At 52.3% G+C, this 17,634-nt stretch carries 15 protein-coding genes and 1 tRNA gene; 14 read left to right on the top strand and 2 right to left on the bottom strand.

All coding sequences use genetic code 11. The annotated features are described in order from the left end of the window. The first annotated feature begins 13 nt into the window (after nucleotides 1-13). The 9 genes from nuoG (at nucleotide 14) to G9Q73_RS12130 (ending at nucleotide 10,097) form a co-directional block, all read left to right on the top strand. Nucleotides 14-2,374, top strand: coding sequence for an NADH-quinone oxidoreductase subunit NuoG (gene nuoG, locus G9Q73_RS12170; RefSeq protein WP_177420026.1), 2,361 nt, complete (start codon nucleotides 14-16; stop codon nucleotides 2,372-2,374). Between the two features lie 4 nt (nucleotides 2,375-2,378). After that, nucleotides 2,379-3,434: an NADH-quinone oxidoreductase subunit NuoH gene (gene nuoH / locus G9Q73_RS12165; protein ID WP_177420025.1), complete on the top strand. Its 1,056-nt coding sequence runs from the start codon at nucleotides 2,379-2,381 to the stop codon at nucleotides 3,432-3,434. Nucleotides 3,435-3,447: 13 nt separating this feature from the next. Continuing rightward, nucleotides 3,448-3,936 carry an NADH-quinone oxidoreductase subunit NuoI gene (gene nuoI, locus G9Q73_RS12160; protein WP_177420024.1) on the top strand — a complete coding sequence of 163 codons (489 nt, stop codon included), beginning with the start codon at nucleotides 3,448-3,450 and terminating at the stop codon, nucleotides 3,934-3,936. Between the two features lie 35 nt (nucleotides 3,937-3,971). Further along, on the top strand, nucleotides 3,972-4,574 hold the full coding sequence (locus tag G9Q73_RS12155) for an NADH-quinone oxidoreductase subunit J (protein ID WP_177420023.1): 603 nt from the start codon (nucleotides 3,972-3,974) through the stop codon (nucleotides 4,572-4,574). Nucleotides 4,575-4,585: 11 nt separating this feature from the next. Then, nucleotides 4,586-4,891, top strand: a complete 306-nt coding sequence (gene nuoK, locus G9Q73_RS12150) for an NADH-quinone oxidoreductase subunit NuoK (protein WP_177420022.1) — start codon at nucleotides 4,586-4,588, stop codon at nucleotides 4,889-4,891. Nucleotides 4,892-4,945: 54 nt separating this feature from the next. Next, nucleotides 4,946-6,934, top strand: a complete 1,989-nt coding sequence (gene nuoL, locus G9Q73_RS12145; protein WP_177420021.1) for an NADH-quinone oxidoreductase subunit L — start codon at nucleotides 4,946-4,948, stop codon at nucleotides 6,932-6,934. Nucleotides 6,935-6,952: 18 nt separating this feature from the next. Further along, the gene (locus G9Q73_RS12140) at nucleotides 6,953-8,473 is read left to right on the top strand and encodes an NADH-quinone oxidoreductase subunit M (protein ID WP_177420020.1); all 1,521 of its coding nucleotides are present in this window, start codon (nucleotides 6,953-6,955) and stop codon (nucleotides 8,471-8,473) included. 26 nt (nucleotides 8,474-8,499) lie between these two features. Then, nucleotides 8,500-9,954, top strand: coding sequence for an NADH-quinone oxidoreductase subunit NuoN (gene nuoN / locus G9Q73_RS12135; protein WP_177420019.1), 1,455 nt, complete (start codon nucleotides 8,500-8,502; stop codon nucleotides 9,952-9,954). Nucleotides 9,955-10,020: 66 nt separating this feature from the next. Next, nucleotides 10,021-10,097 (top strand) — tRNA-Met (locus G9Q73_RS12130). Between the two features lie 273 nt (nucleotides 10,098-10,370). On the opposite strand, the gene G9Q73_RS12125 is transcribed toward G9Q73_RS12130, so the two are convergent. Together G9Q73_RS12125 and G9Q73_RS20525 are read right to left on the bottom strand one after the other, a co-directional pair. Continuing rightward, on the bottom strand, nucleotides 10,371-13,229 hold the full coding sequence (locus G9Q73_RS12125) for an EAL domain-containing protein (RefSeq protein WP_177420018.1): 2,859 nt from the start codon (nucleotides 13,227-13,229) through the stop codon (nucleotides 10,371-10,373). Between the two features lie 292 nt (nucleotides 13,230-13,521). Continuing rightward, nucleotides 13,522-13,749: a type II secretion system protein gene (locus G9Q73_RS20525; RefSeq protein ID WP_177420017.1), complete on the bottom strand. Its 228-nt coding sequence runs from the start codon at nucleotides 13,747-13,749 to the stop codon at nucleotides 13,522-13,524. 469 nt (nucleotides 13,750-14,218) lie between these two features. Between G9Q73_RS20525 and rimP the strand changes: the two genes are divergently transcribed. From rimP to G9Q73_RS20720, 5 genes are all read left to right on the top strand, one after another. Further along, the gene (rimP, locus tag G9Q73_RS12115) at nucleotides 14,219-14,677 is read left to right on the top strand and encodes a ribosome maturation factor RimP (protein ID WP_177420016.1); all 459 of its coding nucleotides are present in this window, start codon (nucleotides 14,219-14,221) and stop codon (nucleotides 14,675-14,677) included. Between the two features lie 17 nt (nucleotides 14,678-14,694). Then, nucleotides 14,695-16,188 carry a transcription termination factor NusA gene (gene nusA, locus G9Q73_RS12110; RefSeq protein ID WP_177420015.1) on the top strand — a complete coding sequence of 498 codons (1,494 nt, stop codon included), beginning with the start codon at nucleotides 14,695-14,697 and terminating at the stop codon, nucleotides 16,186-16,188. An 89-nt stretch (nucleotides 16,189-16,277) separates the two neighbouring features. Continuing rightward, nucleotides 16,278-17,060, top strand: coding sequence for a translation initiation factor IF-2 associated domain-containing protein (locus G9Q73_RS12105; protein WP_177420014.1), 783 nt, complete (start codon nucleotides 16,278-16,280; stop codon nucleotides 17,058-17,060). A gap of 88 nt (nucleotides 17,061-17,148) precedes the next feature. Further along, on the top strand, nucleotides 17,149-17,385 hold the full coding sequence (locus G9Q73_RS20725; protein ID WP_177420013.1) for a hypothetical protein: 237 nt from the start codon (nucleotides 17,149-17,151) through the stop codon (nucleotides 17,383-17,385). A 36-nt stretch (nucleotides 17,386-17,421) separates the two neighbouring features. Next, on the top strand, nucleotides 17,422-17,559 hold the full coding sequence (locus tag G9Q73_RS20720) for a GTP-binding protein (RefSeq protein ID WP_439654691.1): 138 nt from the start codon (nucleotides 17,422-17,424) through the stop codon (nucleotides 17,557-17,559). The last annotated feature ends 75 nt before the right edge of the window (nucleotides 17,560-17,634 follow it).

Below are 17,634 nucleotides of genomic sequence, written 5' to 3'. Positions count from 1 at the left end.
ACGAAATACGACGATGACTCAGGATTCCATGGTAACCATCGAGATTAATGGCCAGGAGCTGAAAGCAAAGGCCGGGGCCATGCTCATCGAAGTGACCGATGAGGCGGGCATCAATATTCCCCGTTTCTGCTATCACAAAAAACTCTCCATCTCCGCCAGCTGTCGTCAGTGCCTCGTCGAAGTGAAGAATGCGCCCAAGCCGCTGCCCGCCTGCGCCACACCGGTGATAGAGGGTATGAAGGTGTTTACCCGCTCACCGCTGGCGCTTGCTGCACAGAAAGGCACCATGGAGTTCCTGCTCATCAACCATCCACTTGACTGCCCGATCTGTGATCAGGGTGGTGAGTGTGAACTGCAGGATGTGGCCATGGCCTGTGGCAGCGATGTCTCCCGCTTTGTGGAAGGCAAACGCGTGGTGCCAGTAAAGAACATCGGGCCGCTGATTGCCACCGAGATGACCCGTTGCATCCACTGTACGCGCTGCATCCGATTCGGTGAGGAGATCGCCGGCATCCGGGAGATGGGCGCTACAGGCCGTGGTGAACACATGGTGATCGGCACCTACATTGAAAAGAGCATCGACTCTGAACTTTCAGGCAATATCATCGATCTCTGCCCGGTGGGGGCTTTGACCTCCAAGCCTTTCCGTTTCCAGGCCCGTGCCTGGGAGTTGACCCAGGTCGAGGGTGTGGCGCCACACGACTCCGTCGGTTCCAATCTGCATCTCCACCTGCGCGGTAACAAGGTAATGCGGGTAGCGCCCAAGGATAACGAGTCGATCAATGAGTGCTGGATCTCCGACCGGGATCGTTTCAGCTATCAGGGTCTCTATAGCGATGACCGTCTGACCGTGCCGAAGATCAAGCAGAACGATGAATGGCGGGATGTGACTTGGGAGGTGGCGCTGGATATGGCAGCCGCAGGGCTGCAGGAGATCGGTGAAGGGGAGCAGATTGCCACTTTGGTATCTCCTTCGTCGACCCTCGAAGAGCTCTACCTTGCACAAAAGGTGACTCGGGGGCTGGGCAGCAACAATATTGACTACCGTCTTCGTCAGGGCGACTTCCGTTTGGATGGCGTGGAACCGGCCTTCAGTTGGCTCGGTTTGAAGATAACTGAGATAGAGGGTTTGAATGCGGCGCTGCTGGTGGGCTCCAATACCCGCAAGGAGCAGCCGATCCTGGCGCACAATCTGCGTAAGGCTGCAGTGAGGGGTGCCAAGGTGCATTTCATCAATCCGTTGCAGTTGGAATTGAATTATGCTGCCAGCCAGCAGGTAACCACTCCTGCGGGTATGGTGCAAAGTCTGGCCGCTGTTGCCAAGGCATTGGGCGCGTCGTGTGAGGGGGCTGTGGCCAAGGTCATCGATAAAGCGGTTGCTGACGATGATGCCAAAGCCATTGCAAGCGCCATGAAAGATGCGGATAAAGCAGCAGTGATGTTGGGGAATATCGCGGCGGCCCATCCCGACTATTCAATACTCTGTGTTTTGGCCTCGGCGGTAGCAAACGCGAGTGGCGCGACATTCGGTTTTCTTGCAGAAGCAGCCAACAGTGTTGGCGCCCGTCTTGCCGGTGCGCTGCCGCATCTGCTGCCCGGCGCCAAGGCGGCTGCTGAGAAAGGGCTGGATGTCATGAAGTTGCAGAAACTGCCCCGTAAAGGTTATCTGCTGCTTGGGGCCGAGCCGGGTTATGACTTCTGGGATGCGGGCCTGACCCGGAACGCCCTGGAGAGTGCGGATCTGGTGGTTGCGCTGAATACCCACACTTCCCCTGCCCTGGAAGCTGCTGCCGACATTTTGCTGCCGATCGCCGCATTTGCGGAGACCTCCGGCACCTATGTCAATACCGCAGGTGAGTGGCAGAGTTTCCGCGGCGCGGTAAAACCGCTGGGCGAAGCCAGGCCAGCCTGGAAAGTCCTGCGGGTGCTGGGTAACCTCCTGGATCAGAAGGATTGCGAATACACCTCATCTGAGCAGGTTCGTGATGAACTGGCTTCACTCTGTGAGGGTGTGGCGCCGGATAACAGTATTGGAAAGACAGAGAGCGCGGATCTGCAGAGCGCTGTCGAAGGCCTGATCAGGATTGGCGATGTGCCGCCCTATGCGCTGGATAGTCTGGTGCGCAGGGCAAGTGCACTGCAACAGACCAAAGATGCGGCTCCCGCTGCGATCTGCATCAATGCGGAGGAGGCCAAAAAAGTGGGCCTTGCCGATTGCGACTCCGCAGTGGTGACACAGGCTGGCAGAGAGGCAACACTGCCGGTTTCGATCGACGCGAATATTCCGGACGGTTGCGTCCGAATTTCTGCCGGACTGGCCGGCACCGAGACCCTCGGTGCACAGTTTGGCGAAGTGACCCTGGAGAAGGCGTAAACCGATGGATTTTTTTATCAGCATCTGGGAAGCCCTGCCGCTTGGGTTACAGACTCTGATCTGGACCCTGCTCAAGATCATCGCCATCGTGGCGCCGGTGATGGTTTGCGTGGCCTATTTTACCTACGCCGAGCGTAAGATTATCGGCTATATGCAGGTGCGAATCGGCCCTAACCGCGTCGGTCCGAAGGGCTGGCTGCAACCCATTGCAGATGCTGTCAAGCTGATGTTCAAAGAGATTGTGATCCCGACCAGCGCGAACAAAGTGCTGTTCCTGATCGCGCCGACCCTGGTTTTGGGTCCGGCACTGGCGGCTTGGGCGGTCTTCCCTTTTGATGAAAAGCTGATACTGGCGGATATCAACGCCGGACTGCTCTATATTCTGGCACTGACCTCGGTGGGCGTATATGGCGTCATTATCGCTGGTTGGGCCTCCAATTCGAAATACGCCTTTCTTGGCGCCATGCGCTCCGCAGCGCAGATCGTCGCCTATGAGATCGCCATGGGCTTTGCCCTGGTGGGCGTGTTGGTCGCAGCGGGAAGTTTGAATCTGGGCGACATCGTCAGAGCTCAGCAGGGTGGACTCTTCTCCTGGTTCTGGTTGCCGTTACTGCCGCTGTTCGGTGTCTATGTGATCTCCGGTGTGGCCGAGACCAATCGCGCCCCTTTTGATGTGGCGGAGGGTGAATCTGAGATCGTTGCCGGTTTCCATGTCGACTATTCTGGCATGACCTTCGCGGTCTTCTTCCTGGCGGAGTACGCCAACATTATCCTGATCTCTGCGTTGACCGCAGTACTGTTCCTGGGTGGCTGGCTGTCTCCTTTCGAAGGCTGGCCCGTCCTTGGCCCCCTGTTTGACTGGGTGCCGGGTTTTGTCTGGCTGGTGATGAAGACGGCGCTGTTCGGTTTTATGTTCCTCTGGTTGCGCGCCACATTCCCCCGCTATCGTTATGATCAGATCATGCGTCTTGGATGGAAGGTGTTCATACCCATTACCATTGTTTGGATTGCCGTAGTGGGCCTGGCTGTGGTCTATCAACTCCCTTGGTGGTTCGATTGAGAGGCTCTGACGCATGAACGCCCTGACCAACTATTTCAAGAGCCTGTTCCTGTTGGAGTTGTTCCGTGGGCTTAGCGTGACTGGCAGATACCTGTTCAAGCGCAAGTTCACAGTGATGTACCCGGAAGAGAAGGCGCCGGTTTCGCCGCGATTCCGTGGTCTGCATGCACAACGCCGCTATCCGAATGGGGAAGAGCGCTGCATCGCCTGTAAACTGTGCGAAGCAACCTGTCCGGCGCTGGCAATCACTATTGAGGCGGAGCCTCGTGACGATGGCTCACGTCGGACTACGCGCTACGACATCGATCTTTTTAAGTGTATCTTCTGTGGTTACTGTCAGGAGTCCTGTCCCGTGGATGCAATTGTCGAGACACGACTCTACGAGTATCACTTCGAAAATCGTGAAGACAGCTTGATGACCAAGGCAAAACTGCTGGCGATGGGGGACAAATACGAATCCCAGATTGCCGCTGACCTTGAGGCACAGGCGAAGCATCGCTGATTTGGATAAAACAGGCTAACTGGCTGGAAAAACTGATGACTTTCGAAAAGTTTATCTTTTATGTGTTGGCATTCGTGTTGATTGCCGCCGCAAGTATGGTGATTACACGGCGTAATCCCGTGCACGCTGCGCTGTTCCTGATTCTGGCTTTTGTCGCCAGCAGCGGAATCTGGCTACTGGCGGAAGCGGAATTTCTGGCCATTACACTGGTGCTGGTCTACGTTGGAGCGGTGATGGTGCTGTTTCTCTTCGTGCTTATGATGCTCGATATCGACGTGGCAACAATGCGGGCCGGTTTTATGAAGGTGCTGCCGCTGGGTGTGTTGATGATGCTTGCCATGGTGGCGGAACTGGTGTTCGTGGTCGGACCGCAGAACTTCGGGTTGGAAAAATTTGCTGCACCGGCCAGACATGCTGCTGATTACAGCAATACCGCAGAGTTGGGCAGTGTGCTCTACACCGTATATATGTACCCCTTCGAGATCGCTGCGGTGATCCTGTTGGTTGCGATTATCGCTGCGATTGGTCTGACCATGCGCAAACGACCGGAAACAAAATATCAGGATCCCACTAAACAGGTGGCGGTCAAGCGGGCTGACCGGGTACGCATGGTCAAAATGGATGTGGAAAAGGGTTAGGAGCCGGGATTATGATTGCACTTTCAGATTACCTCATACTCGGCGCGATCCTCTTTTCGTTGAGTATCGCCGGCATCTTTATCAACCGCAAAAACCTCATCGTACTTATGATGTGTGTTGAGTTGATGTTGCTCGCGGTCAATATGAATTTTATTGCCTTTTCACATTTTCTCGGAGATACGACTGGGCAGGTCTTTGTCTTTTTTATCATGACGGTTGCGGCGGCAGAAGCGGCAATCGGTCTGGCGATTCTGGTGGTGCTGTTCCGCAGTCGCCGCTCGATCAATGTTGAAGATCTGGATAGCCTGAAGGGTTAACGCCTGACTGGCTGCTAAGGTCTATTACTGCGAATTAATTAAAGAACGACGATCATGGAAAAACTCTACCTCGTCATAGTGTTGGCTCCGCTCTTGGGCGCTATTGTTGCTGGCTTCTTCGGCAGCCGCATAGGCCGTAAGGGGGCGCACTGGGTGACCAGCGGCGGTGTCGGTCTCTCCGCACTGCTCTCGCTGTTTGTGCTCAAACGCTTTATGTTCGACGGTGAGCAGGTCTTCAACGATTCCCTCTACACCTGGATGGTGAGTGACGGACTGACCATGGAAGTTGGATTTCTGGTCGACCAGCTGACAGCAGTGATGATCAGTGTGGTGACTTTCGTCTCCTTCTGTGTGCACATCTATACCATTGGATATATGGCGCATGATGAGGAGAACTGGCCGAGTAACAGTCTGGCCGGCGTCAACAGCTACCAGCGTTTCTTCAGTTATATTTCGTTATTCACCTTCTCCATGCTGATGCTGGTGATGGCCAACAACTTCATGCAGCTCTTCTTTGGTTGGGAAGCGGTGGGTCTGGTCTCCTACCTGTTGATCGGCTTTTGGTCGGTTCGTCCCACCGCAGTGTTCGCCAACCTCAAGGCCTTTCTGGTCAACCGGGTGGGTGATTTCGGTTTCATCCTGGGCATAGCAGCGGTTGCGATGTATTTCGGCAGCATCGACTACGCCGAGGTTTTCGCCAAGGCGCCAGAACTGGCGGATACCCAGATCACCATCTGGGGCGATAGCAGCTGGTCGTTGATGACGGTCATCTGCATTCTGCTGTTCATCGGCGCGATGGGTAAATCGGCGCAGGTGCCGCTGCACGTCTGGTTGCCCGATTCGATGGAGGGTCCGACACCGATCTCTGCGCTCATCCATGCCGCAACCATGGTTACCGCTGGTATCTTCATGGTGGCGAGGATGTCGCCGCTCTACGAATTCTCCGAGACTGCATTGAGTTTCGTGCTGATAATCGGTGCGACTACCGCGTTGTTTACCGGCCTAATCGGTATCGTGCAGAACGACATCAAACGCGTCGTTGCCTACTCCACGCTCTCCCAGCTCGGCTACATGATGGTGGCATTGGGTGCTTCTGCCTACGCAGCAGGCATCTTCCATCTGATGACCCATGCCTTTTTCAAGGCGCTGCTCTTCCTGGCGGCGGGTTCCGTCATCATCGGTATGCACCATAACCAGGATATTCGCAAAATGGGCGGCATCAGGAAGTATATGCCCATCACCTACTGGACCTCGCTGATCGGTTCACTGGCGTTGATCGGCTTTCCGGGTTTCTCCGGGTTCTTCTCCAAGGATGCGATCATCGAGGCGGTACACCACTCCGACATTGTGGGCTCAACCTACGCCTATGTGCTGGTGGTTGCGGGAGTTTTTGTGACCGCTCTCTATAGCTTTCGAATGTTCTTCCTGGTTTTTCATGGCGAAGGTCCCCGTGATGCCCATGCCAAGGAGCATATTCATGAGACACCCAAGGTAGTTACCATTCCGCTGGTTATGTTGGCGATACCCTCTATCTTTTTGGGCTACCTGACCATTGGACCTATGCTCTTCGGTGACTGGTTCGATGGCGTACTCTTCGTGCTGCCGGAACATGATGGGCTGATGGCGATGGGTGAGAATTTCCATGGCGCGACAGGTTTCATTCTGCACGGCATCATGGGGCTGCCGTTCTTTCTGGCAATGGGTGGCCTCGCCGTGGCCTGGTACATCTATATGAAGAATCCGTCGATTGCCGACAGGATCAAGTCGATGGCAAGCCCTGTCTACAACATGCTCGACAAGAAATACTGGTTCGACGAGGCCTACCAGCTGGTATTTGCCGGCGGGAGCCGTGGGTTGGGCAAGATACTCTGGATGGTGGGCGATCGTGGCCTGATTGATGGATTGGCTGTGAACGGCTCCGCACGTACTGTCGGTTGGCTGGCGGGTATCGTTCGCCATGTGCAGACAGGTTACCTCTATCACTACGCCATTGCGATGATTCTGGGTCTGCTCTTGATGCTGACCTGGTTTGTGGTTGCCTAAGAAGGAAGGACGTATAGCATGATTGCCGATTGGCCCATCCTCAGCCTGACCATTTGGCTTCCGATTATCGGCGGGATAATGGTGCTCGCCAGTGGTGACAGGGATCCCAATGCGACCCGTTGGACAGCACTCATTGTTGCTGCCCTTACCTTTGTTTCGAGTCTCCCACTCTGGTTTGGCTTTGACAGCGGCACTGCAGCGATGCAGTTTGTCGAACGGGCCTCCTGGATCTCCCAGTTCAAGATCGAGTACTACCTGGGTGTTGACGGCATCTCCATGCCGCTGATTATTTTGACTACCTTTATCACGCCGTTGGTGATCATCGCCGGCTGGGAAGTGATCAAATACAGACCCTCTCAATACATGGCGGCCTTTCTCATTATGGAAGGCGTCATGGTAGGCGTATTTTCCTCTCTGGATGCCATTCTCTTCTATGTCTTCTGGGAGGCGATGCTGATCCCGATGTTCATCATCATCGGCGTCTGGGGCGGTCCTAACCGGGTCTACGCGACCATCAAGTTCTTCCTCTATACCTTCTTCGGATCGGTTTTCATGCTGGTCGCGCTGATCTACATGTTCTTCCAGTCCGGGAGTTTCGATATCCTCGGGTTCCATGAGCTGAAGTTAACCCTGACGGAACAGATCCTGATCTTTATCGCTTTCCTGATGGCGTTTGCCGTAAAGGTCCCCATGTGGCCGGTACACACCTGGTTGCCGGACGCTCACGTTGAAGCGCCTACCGGCGGCTCTGTCATCCTGGCCGCGATCATGCTGAAGATCGGTGGTTACGGTTTTCTCCGCTTCAGTCTGCCGATTACACCGGATGCGAGTCATACCCTCGACTGGATGATCATCAGCATGTCTTTGATCGCAGTCGTCTACATCGGCTTTGTGGCGTTGGCTCAGCAGGATATGAAAAAGCTGATTGCCTATTCATCGATCGCACACATGGGTTTTGTCACCCTCGGTTTTTTCATCATCTTCATCATCATGAGTGATGCAGGACCCGGGGAGGGTAGCGGCGCTCTGCTGGGTGTGGAAGGCGGCATGGTGCAGATGGTCTCTCACGGCTTTATCTCTGCCGCCATGTTCCTCTGCGTCGGTGTGCTCTATGATCGGATGCACAGTCGTCAGATCGACGACTACGGTGGCGTGGTGCACACCATGCCTGTATTTGCGGCATTCATGGTCTTTTTTGCCATGGCCAATGCAGGTCTGCCTGGCACATCCGGCTTTGTCGGTGAATTCATGGTGATCCTGGCCAGTTTCCGCGCCGATTTCTGGTATGCGTTTCTGGCGGCAACGACACTGATTATCGGTGCGGCCTATACTCTCTGGATGGTCAAGCGGGTGCTGTTTGGCGAAGTGTCGAATGACAATGTTGCCGCGCTGGAAGATATGAATTCTCGGGAACTCATCGTGTTGGGGACACTTGCAGTGGCCGTCATGGTTCTTGGCCTCTGGCCCGCACCCTTGGTTGAGGTGATGGATGCCAGTATTGCCAATCTGCTGCAGCATGTTTCCATCTCGAAGCTCTGAACAGGCAACTTACTCGGTAGCGTTCAATGCATTTTGACTCGTCAATATTGATTCCGGTTCTGCCGGAGATTTTCCTCCTCACCCTGGCGTGTATCGTGCTGGTGGTCGATCTCTTTTTGAAAGATGAACAGCGCATCATTACTTACGGGATTACTCAGGTCGGTCTGATTCTTGCCGTTGTGATCACCCTGGCAGTGGTACAGCCCGACGCGCAGATAGTGTTTGATGGCAGCTACGTACGCGATGCCATGAGCGATGTGTTGAAGGTTGCGATCTACCTGGTCAGCTTCGTAGCCTTTCTTTATGCCAAGGATTATCTGAAAGACAGGGGATTGTTCAAAGGAGAGTTCTACACCCTTGGGCTGTTTGCTGTGCTTGGCATGAGTATCATGGTCTCCGCCAATAGTTTTCTGGTGATCTATCTCGGCCTGGAACTGCTGGCGCTCTCTCTCTACGCCCTGGTTGCCTTCAACCGGGATTCGAAGCAGGGCGCGGAAGCCGCGATGAAGTATTTCATCCTGGGTGCGCTTGCCTCCGGCATGCTGCTCTATGGCATCTCAATGATCTATGGCGCCACCGGAACCATTCGTTTCGATGAATTGAGTACTGCGCTTGCCAGCCCCGATCTGAACAATATGGTCCTGGTGTTCGGTCTCGTTTTTGTGGTCGTCGGCTTGGCGTTCAAGTTTGGCGCGGTGCCCTTCCACATGTGGGTGCCGGATGTCTACCATGGTGCACCCACCGCTGTTACCCTGTTTATCGGCAGTGCGACAAAAATTGCAGCATTTGCACTGGCGGTTCGCATCCTGAAAGATGGATTGGGGGAGCTGCTGATGCCAGGTGGCTGGGAGGGTTGGCAGGGCATGTTGATTATCCTGGCGATACTCTCCATGGGCGTGGGCAATCTGATCGCGATTGCGCAGACCAATATCAAGCGCATGCTCGCGTATTCCACTATATCTCATGTGGGCTTTATTCTGCTGGGCATACTCGCGGGTACCCAGGAGGGCTATACCGCAGCAATGTTCTATACCCTGGTGTATGCAATCATGTCGCTGGGCGGATTTGGCATGGTCATCGCCATGAGCCGTAAGGGTTTTGAGGCAGAGAGTCTCGACGACTATAAAGGACTGAGTCATCGTAGTCCTTGGTTTGCCGCCATGATGTTGCTTTTGATGTTCTCCATGGCGGGTGTGCCGCCGACGGTGGGCTTCTTTGCGAAACTGTTTGTACTCGATGCGGTTATCAGTGTCGATTTGACCTGGGTGGCCTTGGTAGGCGTTTTCTTCTCTATTATCGGTGCCTTCTACTACATACGCATCATCAAGCTGATGTATTTTGATAAGCCGCTTGATGATAGTCCTTTGATCGCAGGCATGGACATGCGGATTGTATTATCCCTGAATGGCCTCTCCGTACTGGCGTTGGGCATGTTTCCTGCGGGGTTACTGTCGATCTGCACTGCGGCTTTCGCTGGTTGAGAACAAAAGTGTCATATTTAGGACTTGCCAAGTATGATTGGAGGCGTTAGTATTGCGCCTCGCTGATGCGGGGTGGAGCAGTCTGGTAGCTCGTCGGGCTCATAACCCGAAGGTCGTTGGTTCAAATCCGGCCCCCGCTACCAACATCAAACCCGAAGTGTTTACACTTCGGGTTTTTTTTACCTCGAATTTCGATTGCCGGTTTCTCGGCCCAGGATGAAATTTTTTCAGCCTATACTGAAAATGCGAAGGACACCAATGATATGGTGATTGAGCAGGCGCAGGGACTCTGTGGAGCAACGATTGTAGACAGGTGAGGAGAGGGTGGTGGTTTGTGACAGCAACAGGCTGTTTTGCTTTGGCAGCACTTGCTGGTTCAGGAATGTTTCTCGATATGTTTTTTCATGACTATCAGTTTAATCTGATGGAGTGACAGAGTTTTCAGCCAATAATTTTCTGAGATTAGCAAGATTCATGGGTTTTCCATAAAAGTAACCCTGATGATGCGTGCAGCCTTCTTCCAAAAGAGCATTGCACTGATGTTTAGTTTCAACACCTTCTGCGATGACGCGCAGTTTCAGTAAATGCGCTATCTGTATGATCATCGAAACAATAGCGGCTGATGTGCTGTGAGTCTGCATCTCCTGAGTAAAACTCTTATCGATTTTCAGAACATCTATGGGTAATTTCCTTAAATAGTTTAATGAAGAGTAACCTGTTCCGAAATCATCAACAGCGACAGTTACGCCGGCTTTCCTGATGTTTTTTAATATTTCGATTGTTTTCGTAAAATCCTTCATCAGGATGCCTTCTGTGACTTCGATCTCGATGTGCTTATGATCCAGTCCTGATTGTTCAATAGCATTGTTTAATGTTTGTATGAGTGCCTCTCCCTGCTCGAATTGCTGTGCTGAAATATTGATGCTCATCCGGAAAGGGCGACTCTTGTTTTCATCAATCATCTGTTTTGTAACGATACATGCCTTGTTTATGATCCAGTCGCCAATCTCATTGATAAGGCCGCTGTCTTCGGCAATAGGTATAAATTCCTCAGGAGAAATCATCCCTTTTTCTGGATGTCTCCATCGAATCAATGTTTCAGCGCCGGTGATTTTCCCATTTAAGGCATCTACTTGGGGTTGAAAAGTCAGATAAAATTGTTCATCTCTAATCGCTATTTGCAGTTCTTGTTCAATTATCAGTCTTTCGACCATCACGCGGTTCATTTCATGAGAATAGAATTGGTATTCGCCGCGTTTATTTTCTTTTGCGTGATACATGGCGGTATCGGCACATTTAAGTAAGGAGTCGGTATCTTCTGCATCTTTTGGGAAGATAGCGATTCCAATACTAAGGCTTGGAGTGATGGAATAACCACTGGTTACAAAATCCGCTTTCAGAGCGTTTTGGATTTTTTCAACCACGGACAATACTGAAGGGACGGTCTTGTGTGGTGGGATTTCAGGCATGAGTATCACAAACTCGTCACCCGCAAAGCGCACGATCGTATCAGTCTGACGTATTGATGAAGAAAGCCTCTTTCCCAGTTCAATCAGATAAAGGTCCCCGACATTGTGCCCAAAGGAGTCATTAATATTTTTAAACAGGTCGATATCCAGGAAACAGACTGCGACATGGTGGTTGTTACGCCGCGCCAATCGAGTTGCCTGGTCCAGCCGGTCATATAAAAGAGCCCGGTTGGGTAATCCAGTGAGCGGATCGTAGTGTGCCTGATGGTATAGATCCTCTTCCCATTGAGCGTTGCCGATGGCAATTGCGACATGGTTCGCATATTCAAGCAGTCTTTCGGAGGCTTCCTGGGAAGCATCTGCGCATGATTCATTGAAAAAGATAAAGAAGCCGGTTAACCGCTGTTGAGTGAGAACCGGAACAATGCAGGCATGATTATCAGCAGTGTCTTGTGGGCAGGGTGAGAATAGGAGGCTGGGATTCTCCTCGAACCAGTTCATTGAATTCGCTGGTTTATTGCTTCTCTCAATAAATTCTTCGTTGAGGTTGATGGAAGTTTCTTCTATCGGACTCTCCTTGCCATGAAGGTGGAAAAGTGTGCCTTTGTTTTTCCTGAAACGTTCGATCAGCAGGAATCCTGGGCTGGAGAAGTGGGCGGTATCATTAAGTCGGTGGAGTACGATCTCAATTATCAGATTGATATCAAGGGATGACAGTATTGCTTTGTCAAGTTCGATCAAAGCGTTAAGGCTGTTGAATTGCGCGCCTAGTTTTTCGGCCATGTGGTTGAAGTCGTTTGCAAGTTCCTCAAATTCGTCGCCGCTGGTTAATCGTACTCGCCGGTCAAAATCACCGGTGGAAATTTTTCCGGTTGCATCACGCAAGGTCTCCAGGGGGGCGAGCCTGCTGCGGACTTGCCTCATTGTGGATATTGTTACCAGCAAGCCGGTTAAAATCACAACAGGTATAACCAAATACAGGAATCCGACGATTCCCTCCCGCCAGTAATCTTTGGGGTATCCAACCACTACTATCCATGAGTCTGATTCAAAAAGTGCGGGAAGAAATAACTTCCAGTATCCAATAAGAAATTCCTCTCCTATATAGTTTCTGGATACAGTGCTCCGGTTGTCGATGCTTAAGTCATATGAGAGGGATGAGATCAGGGACTGTTGCTCTTGTGAAGAACAAAATAGCGGATTAAGCGATTCATCCGCAACACAGAAAACAGGCCCCACTGCTTGTTCCTCTCCAATGGTTCTAATTATTTCAATATCAATAATTGCCCAGATCAGGCCCAAATTCAGTCGCTCAGGATCTATTGCTCTCAGAATGAAGAAATAGGGTCTTTGCTCCACAGGGTGCCCAAAGAGTATCGCGGAACGCCCCTTGGCAAGCGAATGCTGTTGTTCCGTCGTGAGGTGAGGAAGTTCTATATCAGTGGCCCTATATCTGTAGTACTTGCTTGGTACAAGATTCGTAGAGAAAATTGCTCCAACGGTAGTAATTAGTTCATCGGTTACCGGAATTAAATTGTCGCTATGGACGTTATCTCTTTTTTCCAGGCGGGAGTTGGAAAATAGCTTGAGTTCTTCCTCGAGCAGGCGTAGATGGCGTGTTATTGCCATACCTGTTCCTTTCGATGTTTCCTCGATTCTTTTTGAGTCTATGGAGTCGAGTAGATCGACAACATAAAATGAAGAGAGCAGAAAAAATATTGCCAGAGGAAGTAGTGCTGAAAGCATGAACGAGAGAAAGAATCTTCTCGCTACCCGGCTTTGGAAATAGTGTCGTTTTAATTCCATTCAGGGACGCTCTTTAATAATCGGATGCTATTCCAATGAAGCTTCCATTACTTGCCCTTACAATGTCATCCCAACTGTGGCGCGCAGTTAGAGGAGGGCGGCTTTCTCCGTCCGGCCCCATGCTATAGATGTCAAAGTCAGTGTTCAGCGGTACAAGGTTCCTGTCTTTGCGTACTCTTCCCCTGATTCTGTTTCCACCGTTGGCAATGTTGAGATATTGGTAGGGGTTTCCCCATGGATCCAGCTCAATATCGCTTTCCATCTCTTCCAGAGTTTGTGGGTATCTGCCTTCTTACAGGAAGAAAAGTCGTGCGCTTTGGTCGAGGAGTTTTATATCTCTTATCGCTATGACGTATCCGGACTCTTCCTTGAATCCCTCCAGCATAGGTATGGTGATTGCCGTGATAAGCGCGAAAATTGCAATTGCAATGAGAAGCTCGATCAGCGTTATCCCAAGTTTAAGGAGTTTTTTCGTATAGCGACTCGATGGCGATATAGATAGATCCAGTATTTTTCGCATCTGGTTTTAATTAGAGTTATTGATGTTCTAAATAGTGATAACGTCACTGAAGTTTATATCCATGTCGAGCATAGTAATAGGTTTGAAAAAAACAATTAGAGAACTAAAATAATAAAATGGCTGCCTTTCGTTTTTCTGTATGCGCAATTTTTGGGTTAAAGGAGTCTTAGGGGAAAGGGCGATGAGGTGGCTTGCAATGGTAGAATCATTGCCCTACAATGCCGGGCTATTCAGCGGGTTTGCATGAGTATAGGCTGTATTTTTCGGTAAGATACACAGGATGCTTTCCTGTACTAACTATAAGAAAGCCCCGGTAACCGGGGTTTTTTTGTTTCCGGCGCCCCGGCGTTGCAGTTAAGCGGCAACGGGGTGGCCCTGACCCGGTATCGGGATCGTAACTGACCGATATGTAAGGAAAAGTCGGATCTTTAGAGTGGGCCATTGGCCCATTTTTTGTGCGGTGAGGAAAATGCGTTCTGCCCCTGAGAATTTGACAAAACTGGTGCGTCAAGAGGTCGAGTTGCTTGGTTATGAGCTGGTCGGTGTCGAATTGACCAGCCGGGGTACTGGTGGATTGTTGTTGCGCATCTATATCGATCATGCCGATGGCATCAATGTGGATGATTGTTCCCAGGTGAGTCACCAGGTAAGTGGTGTGCTGGACGTGGAAGATCCGATCAAAGAGCATTACAGCTTTGAGGTCTCCTCGCCGGGGCTGGACAGGCCGCTGTTTAATAAGGCTGACTTTGAGCGCTTCAGTGGGCAGAAGGTGCGTTTGAAGACGCGTAGCAAGATTGAGGGCAGACACCGTTTTACCGGGGAGCTGGGTGGAGTGGAGAGAGACGAGGTTCTCATCATCGATGAGGGAACGTGTTATCACATTCCTCTGGATGAGATTGATTCGGCGCGGTTGATTCCGGAATTCTGAATTGGGAAGCAACAGAGATGAGTAAAGAGATTCTGCTGGTTGTTGATGCCGTTTCCAACGAAAAAGGTGTGGAAAAAGGGATCATCTTTGAGGCAATCGAGGCTGCCTTGGCTTCGGCCACAAGAAAGAAGAACGGTGACGATATCCTGGTGCGGGTCGCGATCGATCGCAATACCGGCGACTACGATACCTTCCGTCAATGGGAAGTGGTTGAAGCATATGCCGAGGATGAACCGGATGCCGCGTTGCGCCAGGTTTTGCTCGATGTGGCAAAAGTGGATCAAGCGGATATCGAACCTGGCGACTTCGTGGAGGAGCTAATCGACTCCATTGATTTCGGTCGCATTGCAGCCCAGGCAGCCAAGCAGGTAATCGTACAGAAGGTTCGGGAAGCAGAGCGCGCCAAGGTTGTTGCAGCCTATCAGGATCGTAAAGGCGAACTGGTCACTGGTGCGGTCAAGCGCGTCGAACGAGGTAACGTGTTTTTGGATCTGGGCGGCAATGCTGAGGCGTTCATCGGCCGTGAGCACATGATTCCCAAGGAGTCGGTTCGGGTTGGTGACCGTCTGCGTGGCTACCTCTACGAGATTCGCTCCGAGCCACGCGGCCCCCAGCTTTTTGTCAGCCGTGCCATGCCGGAACTGTTGATCGAGCTGTTCAAACTGGAAGTCCCGGAGGTCGGTGAAGGTTTGATCGATATCCGAGGCGCCGCACGGGATGCCGGTCTGCGGGCCAAGATTGCCGTCAAGGCACTGGATAAACGCATAGATCCGGTCGGTGCCTGCGTCGGCATGCGCGGATCGCGGGTACAGGCGGTTTCCAATGAACTGAACGGCGAGCGCGTCGATATCATCCTCTGGAACGAAAATTCGGCCCAGTTTGTGATCAATGCCATGTCTCCGGCAGAAGTTGTCTCCATCGTGGTTGACGAGGATGCGCACTCGATGGATGTCTCAGTGAACGAAGAGAACCTCTCCCAGGCGATAGGCAGAGGCGGACAGAACGTACGCCTTGCAAGCCATCTGACTGGTTGGGAACTCAATGTCATGGACGAGACTGAAGCGCAGGAGAAGAGTGAATCCGAGTCCCGAGTCTTCATAGAAACATTTATGAAAAAGCTCGATGTGGACGAGGACGTTGCTGTCATTCTGGTGCAGGAGGGTTTTACCTCTATCGAAGAGGTGGCCTACGTGCCTATTGAAGAGATGATAGCTATCGAAGAGTTCGATGACGAGTTGATCGAAGAGCTGAGAAATCGCGCCAAAGACATGCTGCTCACCAAAGCGATCGCAAGCGAAGAGAGTTTTGAAGAGCCTGCAGAAGACCTGCTGGGTATGGAAGGCGTGGATAAGGATCTGGCCTATGCACTTGCCGCCAAAGGCGTGGGGTGCATGGAGGATCTGGCGGAACAGTCCACCGATGAGCTCATGGAGATTGAGGGCATGGACGAAGAGCGGGCAGGTAAGTTGATCATGACAGCGCGTGCGCCCTGGTTCGAAGAAGCGGAATAGGGTGTGCTGGCGGAAGACCTCCGTTGGATAGTGATGATTCAAGTGCGTGGCAATATGATGGGTAAGGCAAAGTCGAGAGGCCTGAACAAATGAGTGAAGTAACGGTAGAACAGCTTGCCAAGGTCGTTGGCATTCCCTCCGAGCAGTTGCTGGGACAGTTGGCTGACGCCGGGATCCAGGCAAAAGGCCCCGACGACAAAATTTCGGATGATGAGAAGAGTAAACTGCTCAACCATCTACGACAGATCCATGGTAAAAAGGCCACGATATCGGCCAGTGCGCCCAATAAGGTGACGCTGCGCCGCAAGACGGTCAGTGAATTGCGTCAGCCGGGCGCAACCCGCCGCAATCCACTGAATCGTGCAACCAGTACACCGAGCAAAACCGTCAGTGTCGAGGTGCGGAAGAAGCGTACCTACGTGAAGCGTAGCGTGGTTGCTGGTGATGACGTGACGCAGAGGGAGGCTGCAGCCGCCCGTTTGGCGTTGGAAGAGCAATCAATGCAGCAGGCGGTTGTCGAGGCTGAAGTGGAAGCGCGTAAGGCTGCGGAAGCGAAGAAACGTGAAGAGGAGCAGGCAGAAGTCCGCCAAGCTGAAGAAGAGACGCGCCTGAAGGCTGAGGAAGAGGCCAGACGACAAGCTGAAGAGGCGAGCGAGGTGGCCCGTCAGGCAGAACTGGTCCGGGTCAAGAAGGAACAGGAAACGAAACAGCAGGAAGCAGCTCGGGGCAAAAAGGGCAACAAGGAGAGCAAGGGCAAGGAGCAGAAAGATTCAAAAGGTGGCTCGTCCGCTACGGTCGCAAAAGTGCATGTTTCAAAAGAGGTCGTAGGCGCCGCAGAAAAACCGTCCCGTCGTCGGGAACGCCGCAGTTGATACGGAGCACGGGTTTCAAAAACACGCCAGTGGTGCCGTAGTGAAAATACCCGAGCATCTCCGTGGCTGAGCTGGCGCAGCAGTGTCAGTGAAAAGCCGCCGAAGTGATCAAGGTACTGATGAAGATGGGCATAGTGGTCACCATCAATCAACCGTTGAATCAGGACCACATCGACTGATCGTGGAAGAGATGGGACATATCCCGGTCATGCAGCGGGATAGTGAAGGCGAGGATCTCTGCTCAGTACTGAGGACGCCGCGCAAGCAGGTGAACAAGGTGCACGTCACCGGTAGTTACCATTATGAGTCACGTCGACCATGGTAAGACTTCGCTGCTCGACTACATCAGAGGGCCAGTAAAGTGGCGGCTGGTGAGGCGGGTGGCATCACCCAGCACATTGGTGCGTATCACGTCGAAACAGCCAAGGGCACCATTTCGTTTCTGGATACCCCTGGCCATGCCGCGTTTACTGCGCGATGCGCGCCGTGGTGCGAGTGACCGATATCGTCATCCTCGTGGTCGCACCGATGATGGCGTCATGCCGCGAACCAGGAGGAGCAATACGTAACTGAC

The sequence above is a fragment of the endosymbiont of Lamellibrachia barhami genome (assembly GCF_011947365.2).
Lineage (GTDB): Bacteria > Pseudomonadota > Gammaproteobacteria > Chromatiales > Chromatiaceae > QGON01.
Note: the sequence above shows the minus strand (reverse complement) of the source record. Positions and strands in the feature narration are given on the sequence as shown.